22 protein-coding genes are annotated in these 25019 nt (G+C 60.5%); 16 read left to right on the top strand and 6 right to left on the bottom strand.

What is annotated here, in order from left to right:
- Positions 1-181: 181 nt before the first annotated feature.
- The 10 genes from ACMG4M_RS02580 to rsd all read left to right on the top strand — a co-directional run bounded on the left by ACMG4M_RS02580 (position 182) and on the right by rsd (position 12737).
- The gene (locus ACMG4M_RS02580) at positions 182-1471 is read left to right on the top strand and encodes an HlyD family efflux transporter periplasmic adaptor subunit (RefSeq protein ID WP_272998395.1); all 1290 of its coding nucleotides are present in this window, start codon (positions 182-184) and stop codon (positions 1469-1471) included.
- Positions 1464-5075 carry an efflux RND transporter permease subunit gene (locus tag ACMG4M_RS02575; RefSeq protein ID WP_414430669.1) on the top strand — a complete coding sequence of 1204 codons (3612 nt, stop codon included), beginning with the start codon at positions 1464-1466 and terminating at the stop codon, positions 5073-5075. The genes ACMG4M_RS02580 and ACMG4M_RS02575 overlap by 8 nt, the downstream gene beginning before the upstream one ends.
- 135 nt (positions 5076-5210) lie before the next feature.
- On the top strand, positions 5211-5573 hold the full coding sequence (locus ACMG4M_RS02570; protein WP_035246181.1) for a response regulator: 363 nt from the start codon (positions 5211-5213) through the stop codon (positions 5571-5573).
- A gap of 131 nt (positions 5574-5704) precedes the next feature.
- On the top strand, positions 5705-8050 hold the full coding sequence (locus tag ACMG4M_RS02565; protein ID WP_414430668.1) for a Tex family protein: 2346 nt from the start codon (positions 5705-5707) through the stop codon (positions 8048-8050).
- 161 nt (positions 8051-8211) lie between these two features.
- The gene (gene gshA / locus ACMG4M_RS02560; protein ID WP_273010166.1) at positions 8212-9771 is read left to right on the top strand and encodes a glutamate--cysteine ligase; all 1560 of its coding nucleotides are present in this window, start codon (positions 8212-8214) and stop codon (positions 9769-9771) included.
- A 287-nt stretch (positions 9772-10058) separates the two neighbouring features.
- Complete coding sequence (gene rmf / locus ACMG4M_RS02555; protein ID WP_035246175.1) at positions 10059-10250, top strand: ribosome modulation factor; 192 nt, start codon at positions 10059-10061, stop codon at positions 10248-10250.
- 183 nt (positions 10251-10433) lie between these two features.
- Positions 10434-10940, top strand: a complete 507-nt coding sequence (locus ACMG4M_RS02550; protein ID WP_035246173.1) for a disulfide bond formation protein B — start codon at positions 10434-10436, stop codon at positions 10938-10940.
- 7 nt (positions 10941-10947) lie between these two features.
- Complete coding sequence (locus ACMG4M_RS02545) at positions 10948-11316, top strand: CidA/LrgA family protein (RefSeq protein ID WP_273010165.1); 369 nt, start codon at positions 10948-10950, stop codon at positions 11314-11316.
- Entirely contained in the window at positions 11309-12034 is a 726-nt protein-coding gene (locus ACMG4M_RS02540; protein WP_035246168.1) for an LrgB family protein, read from the top strand. The genes ACMG4M_RS02545 and ACMG4M_RS02540 overlap by 8 nt, the downstream gene beginning before the upstream one ends.
- Before the next feature lie 217 nt (positions 12035-12251).
- A complete protein-coding gene (gene rsd, locus ACMG4M_RS02535) occupies positions 12252-12737 on the top strand; it encodes a sigma D regulator (RefSeq protein WP_414430667.1) in 486 nt (161 codons plus the stop codon).
- 258 nt (positions 12738-12995) lie between these two features.
- On the opposite strand, the gene ACMG4M_RS02530 is transcribed toward rsd, so the two are convergent.
- Together ACMG4M_RS02530 and ACMG4M_RS02525 are read right to left on the bottom strand one after the other, a co-directional pair.
- A complete protein-coding gene (locus ACMG4M_RS02530) occupies positions 12996-13718 on the bottom strand; it encodes an FKBP-type peptidyl-prolyl cis-trans isomerase (RefSeq protein ID WP_035246165.1) in 723 nt (240 codons plus the stop codon).
- Between the two features lie 16 nt (positions 13719-13734).
- Entirely contained in the window at positions 13735-14076 is a 342-nt protein-coding gene (locus ACMG4M_RS02525; protein ID WP_035246162.1) for a DUF4124 domain-containing protein, read from the bottom strand.
- Positions 14077-14279: 203 nt separating this feature from the next.
- On the opposite strand from ACMG4M_RS02525, the gene ACMG4M_RS02520 reads away from it, so the two are divergent.
- Positions 14280-15020 carry a ParA family protein gene (locus ACMG4M_RS02520; protein WP_052042557.1) on the top strand — a complete coding sequence of 247 codons (741 nt, stop codon included), beginning with the start codon at positions 14280-14282 and terminating at the stop codon, positions 15018-15020.
- 185 nt (positions 15021-15205) lie between these two features.
- Here the strand turns inward: ACMG4M_RS02520 and bioA are convergent, their stop codons facing one another.
- Both bioA and ACMG4M_RS02510 read right to left on the bottom strand, forming a co-directional pair.
- A complete protein-coding gene (bioA, locus tag ACMG4M_RS02515; protein WP_273010162.1) occupies positions 15206-16480 on the bottom strand; it encodes an adenosylmethionine--8-amino-7-oxononanoate transaminase in 1275 nt (424 codons plus the stop codon).
- 322 nt (positions 16481-16802) lie between these two features.
- Positions 16803-17267: a TIGR02444 family protein gene (locus tag ACMG4M_RS02510; protein WP_273010161.1), complete on the bottom strand. Its 465-nt coding sequence runs from the start codon at positions 17265-17267 to the stop codon at positions 16803-16805.
- A gap of 62 nt (positions 17268-17329) precedes the next feature.
- On the opposite strand from ACMG4M_RS02510, the gene ACMG4M_RS02505 reads away from it, so the two are divergent.
- Entirely contained in the window at positions 17330-19234 is a 1905-nt protein-coding gene (locus ACMG4M_RS02505; protein ID WP_035246156.1) for an ATP-binding cassette domain-containing protein, read from the top strand.
- A 31-nt stretch (positions 19235-19265) separates the two neighbouring features.
- Here the strand turns inward: ACMG4M_RS02505 and ACMG4M_RS02500 are convergent, their stop codons facing one another.
- Complete coding sequence (locus ACMG4M_RS02500) at positions 19266-19955, bottom strand: anti-sigma factor domain-containing protein (RefSeq protein ID WP_035246155.1); 690 nt, start codon at positions 19953-19955, stop codon at positions 19266-19268.
- A complete protein-coding gene (locus ACMG4M_RS02495; RefSeq protein ID WP_273010160.1) occupies positions 19952-20497 on the bottom strand; it encodes an RNA polymerase sigma factor in 546 nt (181 codons plus the stop codon). Before ACMG4M_RS02495 ends, ACMG4M_RS02500 begins: the two co-directional genes overlap by 4 nt.
- Before the next feature lie 172 nt (positions 20498-20669).
- On the opposite strand from ACMG4M_RS02495, the gene ACMG4M_RS02490 reads away from it, so the two are divergent.
- From ACMG4M_RS02490 to ACMG4M_RS02475, 4 genes are all read left to right on the top strand, one after another.
- Positions 20670-22190: a DUF4331 domain-containing protein gene (locus ACMG4M_RS02490; protein WP_273010159.1), complete on the top strand. Its 1521-nt coding sequence runs from the start codon at positions 20670-20672 to the stop codon at positions 22188-22190.
- Between the two features lie 11 nt (positions 22191-22201).
- Positions 22202-22447, top strand: coding sequence for a hypothetical protein (locus ACMG4M_RS02485; protein WP_062815385.1), 246 nt, complete (start codon positions 22202-22204; stop codon positions 22445-22447).
- 181 nt (positions 22448-22628) lie between these two features.
- The gene (locus ACMG4M_RS02480; protein ID WP_414430666.1) at positions 22629-23678 is read left to right on the top strand and encodes a tetratricopeptide repeat protein; all 1050 of its coding nucleotides are present in this window, start codon (positions 22629-22631) and stop codon (positions 23676-23678) included.
- Positions 23675-24799 carry a HupE/UreJ family protein gene (locus tag ACMG4M_RS02475; protein ID WP_273010157.1) on the top strand — a complete coding sequence of 375 codons (1125 nt, stop codon included), beginning with the start codon at positions 23675-23677 and terminating at the stop codon, positions 24797-24799. Before ACMG4M_RS02480 ends, ACMG4M_RS02475 begins: the two co-directional genes overlap by 4 nt.
- Positions 24800-25019 lie beyond the last annotated feature (220 nt).

Below are 25019 nucleotides of genomic sequence, written 5' to 3'. Positions count from 1 at the left end.
ATTTACGCGTTGTGGACCGAACGTGCAAGATAATGGCCTGAGTAGATTGTATAAAAACATTGCAGTCTGCGAATCTGGGTCATTGTGGTCGGTACAGAAGCACCCTCAAAGTAGGCATGAGAAAAAGAAATCGCTACAGTACGCGACAAATGAGAATGGCTATCAATAAAGGATTCCTCCCTTGCGAGACCGCCTGAAACAGCTTCCACCCGTGGCCCTGGTCATCCTGGGGACGATTCTGGCCATTGTGCTGCTGGCCGTATTCAAGCCGTCGGCCCCCACCCGCGATGTCAGCGAACGCCACGACCGGGTGCGTTTTATATTGGCCGACCCCGGCGCCCATTCGCCCCAGATCCAGCTGTTTGGGCGGGTGCAGTCACCCCGTGCCGCTAATCTGACCGCCGTGGTCACCGCTAACGTGGCAACTATCCCGGTGCGGGCAGGCAGCAAGGTCAGCGCCGGTCAGTTGCTAATCCAGCTGGACGACACCGAGGCCGCCCTGGCCAGAGACAGGGCCAAGGCCTCCCGCGATGAGGCCGCCGCCCAGTTGCAAACCACCCGGCTTCGCTACCAGAGCGACAAGAAAAATCTGGCCCTGGAAAAGCAGCTGGCGCAGCTTAGCGAGGATAATCTACAACGGCTGCAATCCCTGCGTGGCAAGCAACTGGTGTCCCAGACCCAACTGGATCAGGCAGAAGAAGCAAAGGCGCGCGCCGAGCTGTCGCTGAGTCAGCGTCAACTCAGTGTCAGCGATTTCAAGAATGAGCTGGCACGGATGGAAGCCCGCCTGGCAAGCGCCGAAGCCCAGTTGCAGCAGGCAGAACTGGACCTGACCCGCACTCGTGTTGAAGCCCCTTTCGATGGCACCGTGACGCACATTCCGGTGGCACCGGGGGAACGGGTGCGTCCCGGAGAGCCCTTGCTCAGCCTGTTCGCCGACGCCGATCTGGAAGTGCGCGCGCAGATTCCCGAACGTTATCTGGCCGCCGTGCGCAATGGTCTCGACCAGGGTGAGCTGGCCGCCAGCACCGAACTGGAAGGCCGCACCCTGGCACTGAATCTGAAACGGCTGGCCGGTGAAGCCAGCGATGCCCGTGGCGGCATTGATGGGCTGTTCGAATTTGTCGACGGCGTTCCCGCTGCGGCCCTGGGCCGCCCGCTGACCATTACCCTGACACTGCCGGCCCGGGACAACCTGATCGCCGTGCCCGCCACCGCCCTGCACGGACTGAACCGGCTCTACATCATTGATGACGACAACCGTCTGCAGCGCACAGCGGCGGACATCGTCGGCGAAGCCATGGAGCAGTCGCAATCACAACTGCTACTGCAAGTCCCCGACCTGCAGGGCGGCGAGCGCATCATGACCACCCAGCTCCCCCAGGCCATTGTCGGCCTGCCAGTGGACCCACAACCGGTACCTGGCAGCAACGCCGATATCGCATCGCCAGAGGAGTCCTCCGGTGAGTGAGTCGCGGGGTCTGATCGCCAGCTTCACCCAGCACAAGGTTGCTTCCAACCTGCTGATGCTGCTGATGGTGATGCTCGGGTTTCTCGGCCTCAACCGGCTCAACACCCAGTTGTTCCCGAATTTCGATTTTGACTACATCACCGTCACTATCCCCTGGCGCGGCGCCAGCCCCGAGGATGTGCAGCGCTCCATTACCATCCCGGTGGAGCAGGCCATCAAGACCCTGCCCAACACCAAGAAACTGATCGCCCGCTCCCAGCAGGGCGCCTCCGCCATCTTTATCGAACTGGAAGACGGCACCGATCTGGGGCTGGCCCTGGATGAAGTGCGCCAGCGTATCGACTCCATCCGCAACCTGCCCCAGGACGCGGAGCGACCGGTAATCCAGAAGATCACCAACTATTCCCTGGTCACCTCCATCATGGTGTCCACGCAAAACGGCTCACTGGAAGAGCTGCGCCCGCTGGTGCGCAACATGGAGGACGAGATCCTTGCCCTGGGGGCCGGCAAGGTGGAATTCCTCGGCCTGCCGGAAGAGGAAATGGCCATCCAGGTGCCTGCTGCCGCCCTCCATGATCTGCGCATGAGTCTTGGCGAGATCGGTAATCGGGTGCGCAACTTCAGCCAGGATATTCCCGCCGGCACCGTGGGCCGGGATGACGCCGCCAAGCAATTGCGCGCCCTGGGCCAACGCCGTGACGAAAGAGCCTTCGCCGACCTGCCCCTGATCACCACCGCCGATGGCCAGCAGCTGAGCCTGGGCGACGTGTCCATCATCGAACGGCGCCCCCGGGATGACCAACCCACCCTCACCTACCAGGGCAACCCGGCCATCGAGCTACAGGTGATGCGCGGCGAAGACGGCGACATGCTGGAACTGGCCGACAAGGTACGCAGCTGGGGTGCCGACTACCGCACCTCCCTCCCGGAAGGCGTGCAGATGACCTTCTATTTCGAGGCCTGGAAGCTGGTGGAGGAGCGTATTTCCACCCTGCTGTGGAATGGCATTACCGGTCTGTTGCTGGTCATCGCCACGCTCTACTTCTTCCTCAATGCCCGGGTGGCCTGGTGGGTCACCGTGGGTATCCCGGTATCCTTCATGGCCACCCTGGGGCTGGTCTGGCTGTTCGGCGGCACCATCAACATGATCAGCCTGTTCGGCCTGATTCTGGCCCTGGGGATCATCGTCGACGATGCCATTGTGGTGGGTGAGGACACCCTCACCCATTTGCAGCAGGGGGAGTCCGCCCAGCGTGCCGCCCTGGGCGGCGCCCGACGCATGTTCTGGCCGGTAGTGGCCTCAAGCACCACCACCATTGCCGCCTTCCTGCCACTGGGGATGATGAGCGGCGCCATGGGCAAGATCGCCTTCGATATCCCCTTCGTGATGATCTGCGTGATCCTGGCCTCCCTGCTGGAATGTTTTCTGGTGCTGCCCGGCCACCTGCATCACAGCTTCCGGGGCATTCAGGTCAAGGCCTCGGGGCTACGCGAACGTATCGATGCGGGTTTCAACCGACTGCGTGAAGAGCGCTTCCGGCCGTTGGTGGCCTGGGCCATCCGCCACCGCCACCTGGTCAGCGTCTCCGCCGTGTCCGCTTTCATTCTGGCACTGAGCCTGATCGCCACCGGCTGGCTCAAGTTCACCTTCTTCCCACCGGTGGATGGCGACCAGCTTCGCGCGGTGGTGGAATTTTCCTCCGGCACCGACCGCAACCAGGTGGACCGCTTCCTGGCGCAACTGGAAAGCGCCCTGAACGAGACCAATGAGGAGCTGGGCGGCCATCTGGTCAAGACCGTGATCAGCCATCATGGTGCCGCCGCCGGCTTCCCCAACCCCGGCGGGCGGATGGAAAAATACGGTGACGAATACGGCACCCTGGTGGTGGAAGTCTATGTGGGCTCCGACAGACAAATCAGCAATGACGAACTTATCCAGAGCTGGCGGGAGAAACTGACCCTGCCCGCCGGCCTCGACCAGCTAACCATTTCCCAGCCGGAAGCCGGCCCGCCCGGCAAGCCCATCGAAGTGAAGCTAACCGGCAGCGATGCGCCGACTCTGAAACAGGCCTCCCTTGCCCTGCAGGAACGCCTCAACGATTTCTCCGGGGTCAGCAACGTGGACGACGACCTGCCCTACGGCAAGGAACAACTGACCTTTGAACTGACCGCCCGAGGCCGGGCCCTGGGGCTGACCCTCAATGAAGTGGCCAGCCAGTTACGTGCTGCCTTCGACGGCAACCTGGCCCAGCTGTACAACGAGGAAGACGAGGAAATCGAGGTGCGGGTGATGCTGCCAGACAACGAGCGGCGACAATTCAGCGCTCTGGAACGTCTGCCCGTCATTACCCCCCAGGGGGAAGCCATCGCCCTGCGTGATGTGGTGAACTTCGACGCCCGCAAGGGTGTGGACTTGCTACGCCGAGTGAATGGCGAACTGGCGGTCACGGTCTACGCCGATCTGGACCCGGAGCAGGGCAATGCCAACGAAATCATCGCCAGCCTCAACGACAGCACCCTGCCCGACCTGAAAGCCAAATACGGCATCGGTGTCGGCTACGAGGGCAAGCTGCAGGAGCAGGCTGACAACCTCAAGGACATGGCCACCGGCGCCCTGCTCGGGCTAGCGCTGATCTACGTGGTCCTGGCCTGGGTATTCAGTTCCTACTCCTGGCCCCTGGCGATCATGACCGCCATTTTCTTCGGCCTCACCGGCGCGGTGATCGGGCATATCCTCACCGCACCGTTCGGCATCAAGTTCTCCATGTTCTCGGCCATGGGGCTGTTCGGCCTGTCCGGCATTATCGTCAACGATTCCATCGTGCTGGTGAGTTTCTACCAACAACTGGTGGCCGAAGGCATGGAACGGTTCGAGGCCATCGTGGAGGCCTGTGTGCGGCGACTGCGGGCCGTGCTGCTGACCTCCATCACCACCATCGCCGGCCTCACCCCGATCCTGTTCGAAAGCTCCCTGCAGGCCCAGTTCCTCAAGCCCATGGCGGTGAGCATTGTCTTCGGGTTGCTGTTCGGCACCGTATTGATCCTGCTGGTGGTGCCGGCCATGCTGATGCTGATCGAAGAACAGCGTGACCGCTTTCAGGGCCTGGGCCCGCACCTGGCGCCAACCAACTGGGGCGAACTGGCCCGCCGCGCCTGGCGTTTCGACCCCATCCATTACCGCCAGCAAGCGGGTCCCCAGGGGCTGGGTGGGCACCTGTGGTGGGTGACGATTCTCGGCCCCTGGCTGTTACTGACGATAGTGGGCAAACTACCGCTGCTGCTGCAGGCACTGAAAGCCGATGCCGGGCTGCTGGTGATAGCGCCTTCCGCGCTGCTGTGGCTAGTAATGATGGGGCTGGGTGGCGCCTTCCTGTGGCAACTGTTCCGCCGCCGGCAGCGGGCCACCGGGCTGGCTGTACACTGGCTGCTGGTGACAGGTTTCGGCAGTCTGCTGATAGCGGCATTGGCGCCTCTGTCAGGCCGGCAAGGGGAGTTGCTGGCTGGCGCGTTCTGGTCACTGGCAGGTTGGAGCCTTTTCACTGCCGTAATCGTACTGCCATTGCTGTTCTGGAGTCGGCGCAGCGCCCATACCCTGACACGCTGACCGAAAACGGCATCACAGTGCCATAATTCGACAGCTTACCTTTTGACCAGTGACTGGTATTATTCGCGTCTGAAAGCAAACAGACAAAAACAAAGTACCGCCGACGCACAGCAGGATCGGCGCGAGGAGAGCAACATGGCCAAAATTCTTGTGGTGGACGACTCGCCGACTCAACTGACCAATCTAGTCAAGATCGTTCAGGGCGAAGGCCATGAGGTCATCACCGCCACCAATGGTATGGAAGGTATCGAAAAAGCCCGTGAGGAAAAGCCTGACCTGATCCTCATGGATGTGGTGATGCCGGAACTGAATGGCTTCCAGGCCACCCGCAAAATCACCCGTGACCCGGCTACCGAACAGATTCCGGTGATCCTGGTGACGACCAAGGATCAGGAGACCGACAAGGTCTGGGGGCAACGCCAGGGCGCAGCCGGCTATATCATCAAGCCGCCCAAGGAAGCCGAGCTGATCGCCAAGATCAACGAAGTGCTGGGCTAGTCCAGCCCCGCAACATAGCCGCTTCGACAAGTCAATCTGTTAACGACCGGGATCATTGCCTATGATTTCGGTCGTTTTGTTTTACGCCTGCACGCAATACGTCGGCAGGCCGCACGCAGCCAGGAAATGTCATGCGCAGTATTGAACAGATTATCGCCGAGGAAATCGGCTGTCAGGAACGCCAGGTCCACGCTGCCGTAGGCCTGCTCGACGACGGTGCCACCGTCCCCTTTATCGCCCGTTACCGCAAAGAGGTAACCGACGGTCTGGACGACACCCAGCTGCGTAACCTGGAAGAACGGCTGCGCTACCTGCGCGAAATGGAAGAACGCCGCGACGCGATCCTGAAGAGCATTGCCGAGCAGGAAAAACTGACCCCGGAGCTGGAGAAGGCGATCAAGGCCGCCGATACCAAAACCCGGCTGGAAGATCTCTACCTGCCCTACAAGCCCAAGCGCCGCACCCGCGCCCAGATCGCCCGCGAAGCCGGCCTGGAACCGCTGGCCGACGGTCTGCTGGATGATCCGAGCCAGAACCCGGAAGAGCTGGCCGCCGGCTTCCTGAACGAAGAACACAAAGTTGCTAGCGCCAAGGATGCCCTGGACGGCGCCAAGCAGATTCTCATGGAACGCTTCGCCGAAAACGCCGATCTGCTAACCCGTCTACGTACCTTCCTGTGGGACAAGGCGCAGATTCAGGCCAAGGTGGTCGACGGCAAGGAGAAGGAAGGCGCCAAGTTCAGCGACTACTTCGACCACAGCGAAGCCGTCAAGAATATCCCCAGCCACCGGGCTCTGGCCCTGTTCCGCGGTCGCAACGAAGGCATCCTGCATGTCTCCATGGTGCTGCCGGAAGAACTGGAAAGCGCCCAGCCACACCCCTGCGAAGCCATGGTCACTGCGGAAACCGGCTGGCAGCATCAGGGCCGCGCCGCCGATGACTGGCTCAAGGAAGTAATGCGCTGGACCTGGAAGATCAAGCTCAACACCCACCTGGAAACCGAACTGCTGGGCCGGGTCCGTGAGCTGGGCGAGGAAGAAGCCATTCAGGTGTTCGCCCGTAATCTGAAGAGCCTGCTGATGGCCTCCCCGGCCGGCCCCAAGTGCACCATGGGTCTCGATCCGGGTCTGCGTACCGGGGTGAAAGTAGTGGTGGTGGATGCCACCGGCAAGTTGCTGGAGCACAGCACCATCTTCCCGCACCAGCCGAAAAACCAGTGGGACCAGTCCCTGTCTGCCCTGGCTGCCCTGTGCCTCAAGCACAAGGTGGAATTGATCGCCATCGGCAACGGCACCGCCAGCCGCGAGACCGACAAGCTGGCCGGCGAAGTGGTCAAGGCCAGCAAGGGCAACATCCAGAAAATCATGGTCTCCGAGGCCGGCGCCTCGGTGTACTCCGCCTCGGAAACCGCCGCCCGGGAATTCCCGGATCTGGACGTATCCTTCCGTGGTGCCGTCTCCATCGCCCGCCGCCTGCAGGATCCGCTGGCCGAACTGGTGAAGATCGACCCGAAAGCCATCGGCGTGGGCCAGTACCAGCATGATGTGAGCCAGCTGAAGCTGTCCCGCTCCCTGGACGCGGTGGTGGAAGACTGTGTGAACTCCGTGGGCGTGGACGTGAACACCGCCAGCGCCCCGCTGCTGGCCCGTATCGCCGGCCTCAACACCACCATCGCCGGCAACATTGTCACTTACCGGGAAAGCCACGGTGCCTTTGGCTCCCGGGCCGACCTGAAGCTGGTGCCACGCCTGGGTGATAAGACCTTCGAACAGGCCGCCGGCTTCCTTCGCATCATGGACGCCGCCAACCCGCTGGACAGTTCCTCCGTCCATCCGGAAGCCTACCCACTGGTGGAAAAAATCGCCGAGAAACACGGCCGGCCGCTCAAGGACCTGATCGCTGACGTGCCCTTCCTGAAGAAGGTCAACGCCGCCGACTTTACCGATGACACCTTCGGCCTGCCCACGGTCACCGACATCCTCAGCGAGCTGGAAAAACCCGGCCGTGACCCACGCCCTGAATTCAAGGCGGCGGTGTACAAGGAAGGGGTCGAAACACTCAAGGACCTGAAACCGTCCATGATGCTGGAAGGCACCGTCACCAACGTGACCAACTTCGGCGCCTTCGTGGATATCGGCGTTCACCAGGATGGCCTGGTGCACGTATCCGCACTGGCCGACAAGTTCGTGGAAGACCCCCATGATGTGGTCAAGCCCGGCGATATCGTCAAGGTGAAGGTGCTGGAAGTGGACCTGGACCGCAAACGCATCAGCCTGACCATGCGCATGGACGACCAGCCCGCCGAGAAAGCCGCCGGGCAACGCCCTGCCAGTGCCCGCAAGGGCAATGGCGGCGGCCAGCGTCAGGGCGGCAACAAACGCGGCGGCGGCCAGGCCCAGAGCAACGCTGGCGGCACCTTTGCGGATCTGTTCGCCAAGGCCAAGGACGAGCAGAAAAAAGGCAAGAAGCGCCTGTAGTCATGGCTCAGGCTGACGGAAACGGCGGCACCCTCTTCCTCTCGCGCCGCTCTCGCCAGTGGCGGGGGCGCAGGGGAACAGGGTGCCGCTCCCGTGCAATGTAGGGCGGACATGCCGATGGCCTGTTCGTCACCCGGAGTTCGATAACGGAACCGCCTGCTATGGCACAGCTCGAACAACGCATCCATGCCCTGCTGGATTCAGACGCCGCCGCCACCCTGGCCGGCATCCGCCGCGGCATTGAGAAAGAAAGCCTGCGCATTACCACCGATGGCACCCTGGCACAGACGCCACATCCGCCGGCGCTGGGCTCCGCGTTGACCCACCCCTATATCACCACGGACTATTCCGAAGCCCTGCTGGAATTCATTACTCCACCCAGCACCGAGCTGCACAAGCCGCTGGAGTTTCTCGAACAACTGCACCGCTATGTGTACAGCCATATCGATGATGAGGTGCTGTGGGTCAACTCCATGCCCTGCATGATCCGCAACGATGACGACGTGCCGGTAGCCCAGTACGGCAGCTCCAACGTGGGGCGCATGAAGAGCGTCTACCGGGAAGGTCTGGGCCACCGCTATGGCCGCAAGATGCAGACCATCGCCGGCATCCATTACAACTTCTCCTACCCGGAAGAATTCTGGAAACTGAATCAGGTGCTGGAGGGAGAAAACGGCCCGTTACAGGACTATATCTCCAGGCGCTATTTCGACCTGACCCGCAATTTTCAACGCTACTCCTGGTTGCTGGTATATCTTTTCGGTGCCTCCCCGGCGCTGTGCAAATCCTTCCTGGCAGGTCGCGAACACCAGCTGGATACCTTTGACCACACCCTGTTCAAGCCCAACGCCACCAGCCTGCGCATGAGCGACCTGGGCTACCAGAACAATGCCCAGTCGTCCTTGGCCATCAGCTACAACAATCTGGACGAGTACGTCGCCACTCTCACCCATGCCATCAAGACGCCGGAACCGGCCTACGACAAGATCGGGGTGAAGGTGGGCGACGACTATCGCCAGCTCAATGCCAACATCCTGCAGATCGAGAACGAGTACTACTCCTCGATCCGCCCCAAACGCACCATCAACAAGGGCGAGCGCCCCACCACCGCCCTGCAGCAACGCGGCGTGGAATATATCGAGATTCGCGCCCTGGACCTGAACCCCTTCGAGCCGGTAGGCATTAACCAGCAGGAAATCCGCTTCCTGGATCTGTTCGCCACCTACTGCCTGTTGCGCGAATCGCCACAACTGGAAAAATGCGATCTCCATGCCAGCAAGGAGAACCTGCGCAAGGTGGTCTACGAGGGGCGCAACACAGCCATCGAACTGTGCAACTGGGGCAAGTCCGTCTCCCTGAAAGACTGGGCCAGCGAAAAGCTCACCCAGATGCAGCCCATTGCCGAGCTTTTCGACCGCACTCACGGCGGCACCAACTACAGCGATGCCCTGGCCCGCCAACAGGAAAAAGTGGACAACCCGGACACTACCCCGTCCGCGCGCATTCTCGACAAGCTGGAAAGCCGTCAGCAAAGTTTCTTTCAGTTCGCCATGGATCAGGCTCTGGCCCACCGGGATCACTTCCTGTCACGCCAGCGTTGCGACGAGACCAACCAGCGCCTGGAACAACTGGCCGAACACAGCCTCACCGAGCAGCGCCATTGGGAAGACGCGGAGACCCAGAGTTTCGAGGATTACCTGGCGGATTACTTCCGCGACTGAAGCCCCGACCAACCACGTGAGTGACTCTGACAGCAAAAGGCATTTTCACCACAGAGGGCACAGAGCACACTGAGAAAGACCTTAGCTCTGCGCTCTCGGTGTGCTCTGTGGTGAAACGGGTTGTTTTTATACCCCGGGGCGGTTGTCACAAGGCCGCTGTGCGCCGCGTCTCAACACCACCGTTCCGTCCGGTTTTTGTGCAATTTCACAACAAAAAGACGTACTTCTTCCCTGTTCAGTCTGTATTGCGGTGGTAGTCTCGGACAAACAGGCAAGGGAGCGTCGCGATGCCAGATCGTGATCAGTGCGAAAAAGCCTACAATCAAGGATGTATGTGGGGCATGGGTGGAGGCGACAACAATCGCTGTCCTTATTCCGCCGATGATGCCCTGGCAGAATGGTGGTTTCAGGGGTGGGAAGCGGGTATCCAGGCCTGGCATGATCGCAACCTGCAGGAGCAGGATGCCAGGCAGGCCTGACACCATCCGAACAAACAGCAGCCCCACCCTCTACCTCGACCCTGTGGGAGCGGTCGTTCGACCGCGAATGCCCTGTCCCATGAAGATCGCGGTCTAACGACCGCTCCCACGGTTCAATCCCCCCCTTGCCGCCAACCCCGCTTTTGCCTACCCTTCGCCGGTCCCCGACGAAAAGAGTGGCCCATGTCGTCCCTTATCCCAGCACCCCGTCAGCTTAACCTGCTTGCCCTGTTGGCTTGTATTGCCGCCATGGCCGGTGCCCTTTATCTGCAGCACGTTGATGGCCTGGAACCCTGCCCGTTGTGCATCTTTCAACGCATCGGCGTGATAGCTGCCGCCCTGATTCTGCTGATTGCGGCTCTGCATGGCCCCGGGCGCATTGGTGTGCGTGTTTACGGTCTGCTCACCGGCTTGGCTGCCATCGGCGGCGGCGCCATCTCCATCCGTCATATCTGGCTGCAAAACCTGCCGCCGGATCAGGTGCCCGCCTGTGGTCCCGGCCTCAATTACATGCTGGATGTGTTCCCCCTGCAAAGCGTGATCCAGGAAGTGCTGGCGGGCTCCGGGGAATGCGCAGAAATGGACTGGGCTTTCCTGGGCCTGAGCCTGCCAGCCTGGTCACTGGTGGTCTTTTCCGGCCTGCTGCTGGTGGCGCTGGTGCAACTGTTCCGCCCGCTCCCCAAACGTTGATCGCCCCATGATCGACGGCCTGCTGATCCTGCTGTTTTTCCAGTTTCTTGGTGAGGTGCTAATCCGCCTCACCGGCATCCCCCTGCCCGCCTCCGTGGTCGGCATGGTGCTGCTGTTGCTGGCCCTGCTACTCAATGCCCCCTTCAGCCAGCGAGTCGCCCCTGCCGCCGGCGCCCTGATCAAGCACATCAGCCTGCTGATCTTCCCGCTGGGGGTAGGCATCGTGCTGCAATGGCATCGCTACGAAGACTATGCCCTGGCACTGGGCGTGGCTGTGGTGCTAGGCACCCTGCTCAGCATGGTGCTGGTCACCCTGATGCTGAAGAAGCTGCTGGGCGGCAAACATGGTAAGTCGCGGGGAGGCAGCCATGATTGATAGGCTCGACAACCTTGCAGACCTGGTGCACACCCCGTTGTTCGGCATCCTGCTGACCCTGGTCAGCTACCGCTTTGCCCTGTGGGTGTACGGCCGTAGCAACAGCCTGCCCCTGTTTCACCCCTTTCTGGTGGCCTCGATTCCGGTGATTGTCGTGCTACCCCTGGTCGGCGTGGACTACGTGGAATACCGCGACCAGACCACCCTGATTTCCTTTCTGCTGGGTCCGGCAACGGTAGCACTGGCCTGGCCTCTCTATCGACAGCTGCACACGGTACGCAGCGTGCTCACACCGATCCTGATCGCCACCGTGCTGGGCGCTTTTATCTCTGCCGCCATTGCCGTGGGACTGGCCTGGTGGCTGGGCGCTCCCGCCGAAGTGGTGGGTTCACTGGCGCCCAAATCCATCACCACCCCGATTGCCGTGGAGGTGGTGCAATCCACCGGTGGCTATGTGTCACTGGCCGCCGGCGCAGTGGCGATCACCGGCATCGTCGGCGCCCTGGCCGCTGGCCCCATCTTCCGCCTGTTGAGAGTCACCGACGACCGCATCAAGGGATTTGCACTGGGCCTGGTAGCCCACGCCATCGGCACCGCCCGAGCCTTCGAATATGGGGAAAAAGCCGGTGCTTTTGCCGGACTGGCGCTAGGCCTGTGCGGGCTGGTAACGGCGCTGGCGCTGCCCTGGTTGTGGCCCTGGGTAGCGCAATATCTATAAGAGCCGCGACAGGCTGCACGCATTACGCAACACGGATAGCGCTAAAAAACCGCTTTTTAGAAGAAATTTGTCTTTAACGACAAGTGGCTGAGATAGCGTGCTTTTTCCCCCTGACCCGACTTCACGCCGATTTTGTCCCATTGCCAGCACAGTCCCGCCAGTCCTAGGCTCGATAGCCCAACAAGACAATAGTCAACGGGCACTCCAAGGAGGAACCATGGTGAGCTCCCATTCTGCAACTCTGGCCCAATGGCAGCGCATTGAGGCGCTGGTGCAGGCCTGGCTGGATGAGCGTCAGCAACTGATTGTGCTGCTATGCACTCTGCAGGGCCTGAAAGGCCTGTCCGATCACCGTCAGCCTTTGCAGAAACAGGTACAGAATTTCTGCCAGCTACTGATGGACTACATCAGCGCCGGCTACTTCGAGGTGTACCGGGAGCTGGTCAACGAGGCCCGCCATTTCCATCGCGACAACCCTACCCTCACCCGACAGATTCTCCAGCAACTGGACAACTCCACCGACGAAGCCCTGGCCTTCAACGAGCATTTCGAGCGCCCGGAACAGTGGCTGGCACTGCGGGATCAGTTACCGGAACGTATTACCCTGTTGATGCAGACACTGGAGGAAAGGTTTGCGCTGGAAGACCAGCTGATTCTCAGCATTCACCAGCAGGAGCCGCCACGGCAGCAGGCGACACACTAGAGTTGCAAGTTTAAAGTTGAAAGTTACAAAGCGCGATCGGGTTGCGTGCTACCCGACACAGCTCAGAGCCGCGCCGCACGGATAGGATATGCATCCGAATGCGCGAGCGAGCTGGGCTTTATGAGCGGCGGCGCGGCGCTGGGGCTCAATATTTGGCGCCAGCCTCCGTCGCGCCTTTCAACTTTGAACTTTCAACTTGCAACTAAACCAAAAAGGGCGCCCGAGGGCGCCCTTTTTTGAAGCGTGTAACGACGGGATTTATTCCTCGTCGGCACTCGCTTCGTTACCGCTGCCTTTCACGTCCAGCAGTTCGATCTCGAAGATCAGCGCCTGGTTGGGGCCGATATCGCCGCCAGCGCCTTGCTCGCCATAGCCCAGAGACGGCGGCACAGCAATTTTCCACTTGTCGCCTTCCGCCATCATCGGCAGCGCTTCCTGCCAGGCAGGAATGATGTGCTGCAGCCCGAAGGTGGCCGGCTGACCGCGCTCTACAGAGCTGTCAAAGACGGTGCCGTCCGGCAGGGTGCCGTGGTAGTGAACCTCCACGGTGTCTTCCAGGGTCGGGGATGCACCCCCTTCTTCACCGGACTCCAGCACTTCGTACTGCAGGCCGCTGTCGGTGACGGTAACGCCTTCACGCTCGGCATTCTCGGCCAGAAATTTTTCGCTGGCTTCCAGGTTATTCCCGGCCGCTTCTTCCATCTTCTTCTGCTGGGCTTCAATCATACGGCCCTGGAAGTCACGAATCAGCTGGTCCAGATCTTGCTCACCCAGCTTGGATTTGCCGTCTTCGGCAAAGCCATCACGCAGGCCTGACACCATGGCATCCAGATCCAGGTTTTCCAGGCTACGCATCTGCTCCGCACTGCGGAAGCCCAGTGCGTAGGACGCTTTCTGATCATCACTTTTAAGCTCAACCGTTTCCTGACCACACGCTGCCAGCAGGACAGTCCCCGCCAGCACGATTCCCAATTTCTTCATTCTGCCTCCAATTGGCCTACTGTTGTTGTTGCTGTTCCGGCACCTTACCACCGCGCATTTCTTCGGCAGTGATGGTATTGGGCGCTTTTACGGTAAAGGGTTCCGCCTGCACACCGGGCGGCGGAATCTGGCCATACTGCCAGTTTCCCTGGGGGTCACGCCAGCGATACATCTCTGCGCTTTCCCCATTTCCCCCCATCCAGGGAGAAATCTTCCGGTCCAGCAACCGTTCCGGCTGCTGCCAGTTCTGTTCGACATGCTGCCAGTCCAGTAGCGGCTTACCCCCACCGAGCGGCACAGTAAACAGCGCTGCCAGCACAACTGCCAGCAACACGATGATAATCAACAGGTAACGCATGATGTTTCCTCTCCCCCTTTACTGAGCCGTCTTCACAGGATTCAGTTCCCCGCGAGAGCAAAATAACATCACAAATTACATCAATGCGCCTTATTTTGCGGTACTGTTGGTTTTGTGAGCAGCATCACCTTTTCTTCTGACGGTAATCGCGCCACCCAAACCGCCGGGTACAATCCCCCGCAAAAAAACGAATAAGACACGGCATGAATAGCGCACAGAACAGCCCTGCCAAGGGGATCGGCTCCCAATCGCGTTCGTCCAGCCCGTCCCGCATGGTAATTCTGATCGCAAATAGTAAAGGGGGCTGCGGCAAGACCACCATTGCCACCAACCTGGCCTGCTATTATGAGGCCTTGGGGCGACAGGTATCCCTGCTGGATATGGATCCACAGCAGTCGTCTCTGCAATGGCTGAAACTACGTCGTGATACCACAATTCGCGGCCTCGGCTGGCCAGCCGGCGAGCCGGTCTCCCTGGGCCGACTGCAACAGAAGCTCGATCAGGCCGGCCCGATTACCATCATCGATTCACCCGCCGGCCTGGACCCCCATCATCTTGATCACCTGCTGCGCCTGTCACAGGTGGTACTGGTCCCGGTACTGCCCAGCCCTATCGATATTCGTGCCACCACCCGTTTCCTGCAAACCGTCATGCTGGCCCCCAGCTACCGGCGCCGTCCGCGTCGGCTGGCAGTGATAGCCAATCGTTCCCGCACCCGCACCCGCATGTACGAGTCTCTGCGCCAGTTTCTCGCCAGCCTGAAGATTCCCTACCTGGTTACCCTGCGCGATACTCAACTCTATGTGCAGGCCATGAGCAATGGCGAAGGCGTCCTCGACGCCGCCGTCTCCCGTCACCTGGATGACCAACAGCACTGGCGTCGTATTGGTGAGTGGCTGGAGGTGCAGCGGCATCTGATACAGACCATGCCGGGGTTTCGGTAAACCACCTGTAGGAGTTTCCTTACAGGGGACGAGCCGCGTGTAAACGCGGAATTGCCCGCAGGGCGATCAGGTTCTACAGGTCGACTCATGGCAGTGCGGCAGGTGAAATCTCTTGTCGCCTCACTTCGCGAGGTTCGTCCCCTGGAAGGGAACTCCTACAACGGCTTTAAAGTTGGGGCTTGACGTCAACTGCCCTCCGCCAAATCCCGCATCGCCCCGGTCAGCTTGCTTAAATCCTCCGGCTCAATCACGAATGGCGGCATGATGTAGACCAGTTTGCCGAACGGGCGGATCCAGACGCCCTGTTCCACAAAGTGTGCCTGCACCTGTTCCATGGCCACCGGTTCTTTCATTTCCATGACGCCAATGGCACCCAGCACCCGGGCATCAGCCACGGGGGAGAGGTCCTTGAGAGGCAGCAGCTCCGTCTTTAACTGCGCCTCGATGGCCGCCACTTTTTCCTGCCAGCCGGAATCCAGCAGCAACTGGATGCTGGCATTGGCCACCGCACAGGCCAGCGGATTGCCCATGAAGGTGGGACCGTGCATCAATACACCGGCTTCACCATCACAAATACCCGCTGCTACCTGGCCGGTACAAAGGGTGGCTGCCAGGGTCATGTAGCCGCCGGTGATCGCCTTGCCCAGGCAGAGAATATCCGGGCACACATTCGCATGTTCCAGAGCGAACAGCTTGCCGGTGCGACCAAAGCCGGTGGCGATTTCATCAAAGATCAACAGCACCCCGTACTGATCACACAAGGCGCGCACAGCCTTCAGATAGGTGGGGTGATACATCCTCATACCGCCGGCGCCCTGTACCACCGGCTCCAGAATCACGGCGGCAATCTCCTGATGATGATCCGCCAGCATCTGCTGGATGGAATTGAGATCCTCGGTATCAAAATCACTGTCGTAGGGGCATTGCGGCGCCTCGGCAAAATAATGTTTGGCCAGTACGCCGCTGAACAGGGAGTGCATGCCATTGACCGGATCACAGGCAGCCATGGCTCCGAACGTATCGCCGTGATAGCCGTTACGCAGGGCCAGCAATTTATCCTTGCCGGTATGCCCCTGGCTGAGCCAGTACTGCAACGCCATCTTAATGGCCACTTCCACCGACACCGAGCCGCTGTCAGCCAGAAAGACCTTCTCCAGCGGGTCCGGCGTCAATGCCACCAGTTTCTTGCCCAGCTCCACCGCCGGCTCATGGGTCAGCCCACCGAACATCACATGGGCCATGCGGTCAATCTGGTCCTTGGCGGCCTGATTCAGCACCGGGTGGTTATAGCCATGCACCGCCGCCCACCAGGACGACATGCCATCCACCAGCTCGCGCCCATCTTCCAGCGTCAACCGCACCCCTCTGGCACTGGCCACAGGAAAGGTAGGCAAGGGTTTCGAGGTGGAGGTATAGGGGTGCCAGAGATGATCGCGGTCGAAGGCCAGGTCGGTGGTCATGGGGAAATCCAGTGAAACACAAGGGAAATGAAGGATGGCAGGCAGGCGTTAAAAGTTCAAAGCGCGAGGTGGTGGCACCGTAGGAACGTAGCGTAGCGAAGTAACGCACGTTGTGCAGTGCGGCCCGAAGGGTGAGCGCAGCGAATACACCTCTTGAGGGGCGAACCGCGTGTCAACGCGGAATCGGCCGAAGGCCGATCAGGAATGTCAGGGCTCAACAGGCTTTTCTGGAAAGGGATGGGAGTAGCTGCGATACCATTTCCTCGCCAAGGCTCGGATTCGCACCTCAAGAGGTACTCCTACAGCGGCTTCGTCGCAATGCCTAGAGCGCAACCAGATCATTGAGGGATTCCTGCAACCCTTCGCACTGCGCCGTTTCCGGCACCAGCACCAGCAACCAGCCCATGGCGTCCACCGGTTTGCCCGCAGGGATAAGGTTGTCACACAAAGTCGGCAGGGTGGCCAGTAACCAGCGCTCCCCTTCCAGCTCCACCTGCTGCAGCTGCCGCTTGAATTCCGGCAACCGGGTGTCTTCACCGGCCTTGCGGCGCACCGCCCGCAACGGGCGCAGGTAATCGGCTTCAAACTGTCCGGCCAGCTCTGCCATGCGGCGCCCTACCCCGGCATCCGGTTGCTTACCTGACTCTGCCAGCCACAGGCCAGACAGCAACAGGGCCACCGGCACCTGGTAATCGTCCTGCAGATGCAGGCAAGCCCGCTCAAAATTCTTGTGCTGCCATCGCCCCAGGGCATAGCGCCACAGATCCTGCTTTATGGAGTCGTCCACGGTTCCCCCGTTACGTTTGCTGGCTTACACTGCGCCGGTTCTCATCAACCCCGGATTACCCCATGCTCTCTCTGGAACACATCAACCTTCGCCGTGGCCCCGACCTGTTGCTGGAAGACGCCAGCGTGGTCCTGCACAAGGGCTGGCGTGTGGGGCTGGTGGGCCGCAACGGCACCGGCAAGAGTTCGCTGTTCAAGCTTATCATGGGCGAACTGGAGAGCGACGGCGGCAACCTGAACCTGCCCTCGGACTGGCGCCTGGCCATGATGGCCCAGGAAGTACCGGCACTGGAACAGCCAGCCATCGATTATGTGCTTGACGGCCACCGCGCCCTGCGCCGGGCAGAGAAAACACTGGCAGACGCGGAAATCGCCGGTGATAACCACGCCATCGCCCATGCCCACGGCGAGCTGGAAGCCCTGCACGCCTGGCAACAACCGGCCCGCGCCGCCACCTTGCTGGCCGGCCTTGGTTTCAGCGAAACCCAGCAACAACAGCCGGTGGCCAGCTTCTCCGGTGGCTGGCGCATGCGTCTGAACCTGGCCCAGGTATTGATGAGCGATGCAGATCTGCTGCTGCTCGATGAGCCCACCAACCACCTGGATCTGGATGCCATCCTCTGGTTGCAGAGCTACCTGATACAGCAACCGGGGGCACTACTGGTGATCTCCCACGACCGCGCCTTCCTGGATGCCACCGTCAACCAGATCCTGCATATCGAACACAAACAACTGAAGCACTACAGCGGCGGCTACTCGGATTTCGAACGCCAGCGCGCCGAGCAACTGTCCCTGCAGCAGAAGATGCACGAGAAGCAGCAGGCCCAGGTAGCCCACATGCAGAAGTTCATCGCCCGCTTCAAGGCCAAGGCCTCCAAGGCCAAACAGGCACAAAGTCGGGTGAAGGCACTGGAACGGCTGGAACTGATTGGCCCGGCCCACGTGGATTCCGGCTTCAGCTTTGAATTCCACAGCCCGAACAAACTGCCCAACCCCATGGAAAACCTGGATGCGGTGCAGTGCGGCTACCCGGGCGCACCGATTCTTGACCAGGTCAGCCTGAGCCTGCGCCCTGAATCGCGCATCGGCCTGCTCGGCCCCAACGGCGCCGGCAAGTCCACCCTGATGCGCACCCTGGTGGGTGAACTGGCGCCACTGGGTGGACGCTTCGAAAAAGACGGCGACCTGGTGATCGGCTACTTCCACCAGCAACAGGTGGACCGGCTGGCCGCCGACGACGCCCCCTACCAGATGATGTCCCGCTTTTACCCCAAGTGGAGTGAATCGCAGCTGCGCAGCGAGCTGGGCCGTTTCGGTTTCCACGGCGATGATGTGTTTGCACCGGTGGGCCGTTTCTCCGGTGGCGAAAAAGCCCGCCTGGCGCTGGCTATGATCGTGCAGGAAAAACCGGCGCTGCTGCTCCTCGATGAGCCGGCCAACCATCTGGACCTGGACATGCGCGAAGCGCTGACCATGGCGCTGCAATCCTTCGAGGGTGCGGTGGTGCTGGTGTCTCACGATCGCCACTTGCTGGAAACCACCGTGGACGAGTTCTATCTGGTGGCCAACGGGTCAGTGAGTCGATTCGATGGCGACCTGGATGACTACGGCCGCTGGCTGCAACAGAACCGCCGCGACGGCAAACCCGTCAAGGAAGACAAGCCCGGCGACGGCCTCGATGCCAAGGCCCGCCGTCAACAGGCTGCCCAGCAACGCCACCAGCTGCGCCCGCTGAAAAAGCAGGTGGAAAAACTGGACAAGCAACTCAGCCATTGCGACCAGACGCTGGCCGAGATCGAGACAGCCCTGGGCGACGAAGCCCTGTATACAGACGACAGTCGCAAAAACGAAATGAATGGATTACTCGGCGATCAGGCGCGTCTGAAGAAACAGCACGACGAACTGGAAGAGCAGTTACTGGAAGCCATGGAGTCGCTGGAGCAAGCCGAAAGTGAACTCACCGACTGATTCTGATGCGTTCACTTTCAGGCTTTGCTCGCTACATTTGCACCAGGCGTGTCTGATACACCACCGGACCGGTGGGCTGGCCGGTCGGTGAGCCACCCGCCGGTTCCAGGCTGATCGCCAGAGAGCGGGACTGTAACAACTGGCGCACCTGCTGATCGCTGAGATCAATCTGCAACCGGGCACCACCCGTAGGCAGCAACGCCAGTGATATCGGCGCGCCCGACTCCGGCAACAACCACAACTGGTAATCCCTGCCACCGTCCGCCGGCTGAACCGGCGGCATGGCCTTCACGCTCAGGCGATGATCCGCAGAGGCATTCACCAGCCACAGCGGCTCCGCCTGCTGACTCTGCACCACACCTACATAATGTGTGACCACCGGCGGTGACGGCGTCCAGAGCAGCAAGGCAAAAACCGCCAGCACGGCGATACCCGTACTCCAGCGCCAGGCGGTCAGGGTCTGCCACCACCGCGACGCCACCGGTGCCGTTCCCGGGAAGAGCCGTTGCTCGATGCTATTCCACACGGCCTTCGGGGCGGCCTCTTCCGGCAAGGATTCATTGAAAGGCTGCAGCCGTCGCTCCCAGTACCATACCTGACGACGCACCCGGGCAGAGACCATCATCCAGCGCTCAAAACGTCGCCTGGCGGCGCCCTGCAGCGTGCCAACCACATATTCTGCGGCCAGCGCATGATTACGTTCGTAATTATCCGGCTTCATGTGTCCAGACACCGGCGCAATACATCCAGCCCGCGACGAATCCAGCTTTTTGTGGTTCCTAACGGCTCGCCCATGGCGACCGCCAGCTCCTGATGAGTGAAACCACGAAAGTAGGCCATCTCGATACTGGAACGATACCGTTCATCCAGATCTTTCAGGCAGTGATTGAGTCGTTGACGATCAAGCTGATTGCCAACGTTATCCATTGGGCCCGGTGTGTTGCTTTCCTCACGATCACTGACGCTATCGTAATCCGCTTCGTGGCGGCGGCGGCGCAAGGCATCAAGACAGCGATAACGGCCTATGGACATCATCCAGGTCTGCACGCTGCCGCGGTCACAATGGTATTCGCCGGCGTGGTGCCAGACCTGAATATAGGTTTCCTGAAGCACGTCACAGGCCTCATCACGATCACGCAGCAAGTGCACACACATGCCAAATACGGCGCGATGGGTTTTCTGATAAAAACCAGCAAAAGCCTGACGGTCGCCCTGAGCGATTCGAGCCAGCGCGCGTACTAGTCCGTCGTCTGCTTCCGCCATGACGAGGCACCCCCTGTATTACCATAAGTCGTTCCTCACTAATGACAGATGCGTTGTCGTTAATACGTGAAAAAAACCGATTTGGATGCACAAAAAAAAGAAAAAGAAATTCTGCATCCAGTTCCTCTCCTGACGCGTACTACCTACACACCGACAAGAAAGGAGATTCGTCATGCTATCCCGCCTTACCCTGCTTCCCGCGGCCTGTGCTGCCGCCACTCTGCTGGCCAGTGCCGGCACGATGGCATCCAGCCACCGAGAAGCGCCATTTATTACCGGTATGCCCAAAGTCGACGGTACGGATTTCTACATGTTCAACAGTTATGAATCCGGCCGAGAGGGTTATGTCACTCTGATCGCCAACTACCTGCCCCTGCAGGATTCTTATGGTGGTCCCAATTATTTCTCACTGGATGACGACGCCATCTATGAGATCCACATTGATAACGATGGCAACGCGCAAGAAAACATTACCTTCCGTTTCCAGTTCAATACCGAACGCCGCGACCTGGCGGTCGATGTAGGCGGCACCTCTGTCCCCGTACCACTGATTAATATCGGCGCGGTAACCGGCCAGAACAACGATGCCCAGAATGTACTGGAAAGCTTCACCGTAGAAATGGTGACCGGCGACCGTCGTACCGGCAACGTACAAAACCTGACCAAGGCCGGCAGTGGTGACAGCAGCTTTGCCAAACCGCTGGACAACATCGGCACCAAATCCATTGGTGACTACGAAGCCTACGCGGACAACTTCATCTACGACGTCACCATCCCTGACTGCCCCATGCCCGGCCGCGTATTTGCCGGACAGCGCCAGGAAGGCTTTGTCGTTAACCTGGGTGAAGTCTTCGATCTGGTCGCGTTGAATCCGCTGGGTGCACGGGACTCGCGCAGAAACATCATTGCCGACAAGAACATCACCAGCCTGGCATTGGAAGTCCCGGCTGACTGCCTCACCGGTGACAATACCGTCATCGGCGGCTGGACCACCGCAAGCGTCCGGCAGGCCACAGTCATCAATCCGGCACCCCAGGGCTCAGAGACTACCGGCAGCAGTAACGCCAAAGGCCCTGCAGTGAAAGGCGGCGCCTTTACCCAGGTGTCCCGTCTTGGCTCTCCGCTGGTCAATGAAGTGGTCATCGGCCTGCCCGACAAGGACCGTTTCAACAGCAGTGAACCCAAGGATGATGGTCAGTTTGCTACCTATGTGACCAACCCCAGCCTGCCTGCGCTGGTAGAAATCCTGTTCGGTGTACCGGCACCGGAAACGCCCCGTAATGACCTGGTCACTGTCTTCCTTACCGGTGTGCCCGGGGTCACTCAATTACCCACCGTTACCGCCAGCGAAATGCTGCGCCTGAACACCGGGATCCCGGCCACGGCAGCAGGTGGCCAGAATGATCTGGGTGTTGCAGGTGGCGACTTTGCCGGCTTCCCCAATGGCCGACGCCCGATTGATGATGTGGTAGACATCGCCCTCACTGCGGCTGAAGGCTTCCTGTGTGGCGCCGACGTGAACGGTGAAGCCGCGGGTGGCGAAATTGGCTCCTGTGGTACTCAGGACATGCAGGTCAACGGTGGCGCCATCGTCAACGACGGCGCCCTGCCCAACGCGGCGGACTACCTGACCCGTTTCCCCTACCTGAACACCCCACTGCCCGGCGCCGATAACGTTGCCGCAGCAGAGTGAAGGAGGACATCATGCGATATCTACTGGCTACCATCATCAGCCTGAGTGCATTGGTGCTGAGCGGGTGCTTTGGCAGTGACAATGACCGTCCCCGCCAGCAGGCGCCGGTGGCGATCAACTACACCGCCTTTGTGAAAGCTCAGCTAGCCACTAGCGGGGATACCCGGGATCCGGTTCCCATCAATGATACCCGCTTCATTTTTCGTGATCTGAATAACCCGAACGCCTATGACGATGTATTGGCAGCGGAGAAATGAAACCAGCCTCCACTACCGCGATGCGGTAGTGGAGGCTTTTCACCCGCACGTTTCAGAGAGCTTCTCCGGGACTGACAAAGGCGCCAAAATATGGCGTCTTTTGTCGGTTGCGGTGACTCTCTTTTTGTTTTGCATGGCGGCCCCCGCAAGCGCCGCCCCCTATACACCGGGCGGGGACCATGTGGTTCTCGCCCGCCTTCCCCAGGTTCCGGCAACGCTGAAGGCGCCTTCTCCAACCAGCGACCTGTCAGCAGCGCTGGCACTGGCCCGCTCACAGATTGACTATGCCAGTGCCCAAGGCGATCCCCGCTTTCTCGGTTACGCCGAGGCCACGCTGGCTCCATTCAGTCAGGACATGTCGTCACCGGCAGCCAACCTGCTGATGGCCCGTATCGAACAGCAACGTCATCAATTTGCCCGTGCCCGTCATCGCCTGACACGACTGCTGGAGCAGTCACCCAACCAGGGACAAGCGTGGCTGATGCTGGCCAATATTGACCGGGTACAAGGCCGGCTCGATGAGGCCCGGCAGGCTTGCCAGGCAGCATCCCGTACGCTGCCGCCCACCACCGTTTTGCTCTGTCAGGCCAGCGTCCAGGCCATCACGGGCCAGCGGGAGCAAGCCTATCGCACCCTGCAGGCCCTGGCATCCAGCCCGGCCGCCCCACAGGGAAAATCCGCCCAATGGCTGAACACCCTGAGCGCGGAAATAGCGCTGCAACAGGGCCGTCTCGAACTGGCAACCGAGCACCTGCGTGACGCCTTGCAACAGGCCCCGGATGATCCCTATCTACGCTACCTGCAAAGTGACCTGTGGCTGGCCAGCAACCAGGCACCGGCGGTCATCCGCGATCTCACCAACTGGCAGGACAGGGAAGGCGCCTTGCTGAGGCTGGCCATTGCCGGGCAACGCCTTGAGCACCCTCAGGCCCAGGCCTGGCGGCAGGACTACCGGGCCCGCATGGCCGCTGACCAGGACACCGGTCGCCAGCGCCACTTGCGCGAGCACGCCCGCTTCCTGCTTGAAGTAGAGTCCGATCCGCAAGGCGCCCTCACGCTGGCCCGGGAAAATTGGCAGCAACAACGGGAACTGGCTGACCTGCGACTGCTGCACGCCAGCGCCATGGCCGCCGACGATCAGGCAACCTTGAGCCAGTTACAGGCCTTTGTAGACCGATACCAGGTTGACGATGCCCAACTCACTCAACCTGCCAAGGGAGCCAGTGAATGAAACTCCTGTCTTTGCTTTTCCTGCTCTTGCTGGCCGGGCAGGCATTCGCCCACAAACCCAGTGACAGCTATCTGGTGATCAACAGCAATGCCGGCAACGCCCTGATTGAGGGTCGCTGGGATATCGCCCTGCGCGACCTGCAGCTGGTGTTGCCACTGGACCAGAATGGTGATGGCGACATCACCTGGGGCGAACTGCGCCGGCAGCAACGCAACCTGGACGCCACCGTACTCCCTGCACTCACCATCGAGGCACTGCACGGCGCGCAACGACACGCCTGCGCCCTCAACCTGACCCGACTGCAGGCCATCGATCATGTGGATGGCACCTACGCCGCCCTGCACTGGCGCGGCGACTGCCAGCGGCCGCCGGAGCAACTGGCCGTGGGCTACAGCTTCCTGTTTGATCGCGACCCCAGCCACCATGGCCTGCTACGGCTGGAGCAGGGAGATACCACCCTCACCGCCGTGTTCAGTAATCAGCATCGCAACCAGTTGATGGGGACCGATGTCGGGTCGCAATGGCAGGCGTTCCAGGGGTTCATCCGCCAGGGGGTACACCACATCCTGATCGGCTATGACCACATCCTGTTCCTGCTGACACTGCTGTTCCCGGCGGTACTGGTGTGGCAACGGGGTGGCTGGCAGCCAGCCCCCACCATCACCGGCGCGCTGACTCAGACACTGGCGATTGTCACCGCCTTTACGGTCACCCATTCGCTGACTCTGGCATTGGCGACACTGGGTATCATCACGCTACCTATCTGGCTGGTGGAGTCCGCCATTGCCATCACCGTAGCGTTGGGTGCAGCGGCCAACCTGGTGCCCCGCCTGTTTCCCAAACGCTGGGTAATGGCCTTTGTGTTCGGGCTGATTCATGGCCTGGGCTTTGCCTCGGTACTGGCCGATCTGGGACTCACCGACAGCGGAATTTTCCTGCCGCTGCTGGGCTTCAATCTGGGCGTGGAACTGGGACAGGTCGCCATTGTGTTGCTGTTTGTGCCAGCAGCCTATCTGGTCCGTAATACCGTGGCCTATCGACGGATCTTTGTGCCGGTAGGCTCGATAGCCATCATGATACTGGCCGGAGTGTGGCTGGCAGAAAGGCTGAGCGGCTCCTGACCAGGCGATCATCTTCCCCTCTTCTCCCGGGAGCCATGCGTGCATGGCGAAGGGTTTGGGGGGATCAACCGCCAACCCCTGAATAAAACGTAGGGTGGATTAGCCAAAGGCGTAATCCACCTTCATGCCGAGGGGAGCAGTGAGTATTTCCAACCATAAAAAAGCCGCTCCGGTTTCCCGGGGCGGCTTTTTTATGGTCGAACAACGCGACGGCGCGGCA

The sequence above is a fragment of the Alcanivorax sp. IL3 genome (assembly GCF_047495465.1).
Taxonomy (GTDB): domain Bacteria; phylum Pseudomonadota; class Gammaproteobacteria; order Pseudomonadales; family Alcanivoracaceae; genus Alcanivorax; species Alcanivorax jadensis.
Note: the sequence above shows the minus strand (reverse complement) of the source record. Positions and strands in the feature narration are given on the sequence as shown.

Bases quoted from the DNA above. Each gene is read 5' to 3' on its own strand.
- ACMG4M_RS02570 (WP_035246181.1), top strand. From the start codon at position 5,211: ATGGCCAAAATTCTTGTGGTGGACGACTCGCCGACTCAACTGACCAAT.
- ACMG4M_RS02565 (WP_414430668.1), top strand. From the start codon at position 5,705: ATGCGCAGTATTGAACAGATTATCGCCGAGGAAATCGGCTGTCAGGAA.
- gshA (WP_273010166.1), top strand. From the start codon at position 8,212: ATGGCACAGCTCGAACAACGCATCCATGCCCTGCTGGATTCAGACGCC.
- rmf (WP_035246175.1), top strand. From the start codon at position 10,059: ATGCCAGATCGTGATCAGTGCGAAAAAGCCTACAATCAAGGATGTATG.
- ACMG4M_RS02550 (WP_035246173.1), top strand. From the start codon at position 10,434: ATGTCGTCCCTTATCCCAGCACCCCGTCAGCTTAACCTGCTTGCCCTG.
- ACMG4M_RS02545 (WP_273010165.1), top strand. From the start codon at position 10,948: ATGATCGACGGCCTGCTGATCCTGCTGTTTTTCCAGTTTCTTGGTGAG.
- ACMG4M_RS02540 (WP_035246168.1), top strand. From the start codon at position 11,309: ATGATTGATAGGCTCGACAACCTTGCAGACCTGGTGCACACCCCGTTG.
- rsd (WP_414430667.1), top strand. From the start codon at position 12,252: ATGGTGAGCTCCCATTCTGCAACTCTGGCCCAATGGCAGCGCATTGAG.
- ACMG4M_RS02530 (WP_035246165.1), bottom strand. From the start codon at position 13,718: ATGAAGAAATTGGGAATCGTGCTGGCGGGGACTGTCCTGCTGGCAGCG.
- ACMG4M_RS02525 (WP_035246162.1), bottom strand. From the start codon at position 14,076: ATGCGTTACCTGTTGATTATCATCGTGTTGCTGGCAGTTGTGCTGGCA.
- ACMG4M_RS02520 (WP_052042557.1), top strand. From the start codon at position 14,280: ATGAATAGCGCACAGAACAGCCCTGCCAAGGGGATCGGCTCCCAATCG.
- bioA (WP_273010162.1), bottom strand. From the start codon at position 16,480: ATGACCACCGACCTGGCCTTCGACCGCGATCATCTCTGGCACCCCTAT.
- ACMG4M_RS02505 (WP_035246156.1), top strand. From the start codon at position 17,330: ATGCTCTCTCTGGAACACATCAACCTTCGCCGTGGCCCCGACCTGTTG.
- ACMG4M_RS02500 (WP_035246155.1), bottom strand. From the start codon at position 19,955: ATGAAGCCGGATAATTACGAACGTAATCATGCGCTGGCCGCAGAATAT.
- ACMG4M_RS02495 (WP_273010160.1), bottom strand. From the start codon at position 20,497: ATGGCGGAAGCAGACGACGGACTAGTACGCGCGCTGGCTCGAATCGCT.
- ACMG4M_RS02490 (WP_273010159.1), top strand. From the start codon at position 20,670: ATGCTATCCCGCCTTACCCTGCTTCCCGCGGCCTGTGCTGCCGCCACT.
- ACMG4M_RS02485 (WP_062815385.1), top strand. From the start codon at position 22,202: ATGCGATATCTACTGGCTACCATCATCAGCCTGAGTGCATTGGTGCTG.
- ACMG4M_RS02475 (WP_273010157.1), top strand. From the start codon at position 23,675: ATGAAACTCCTGTCTTTGCTTTTCCTGCTCTTGCTGGCCGGGCAGGCA.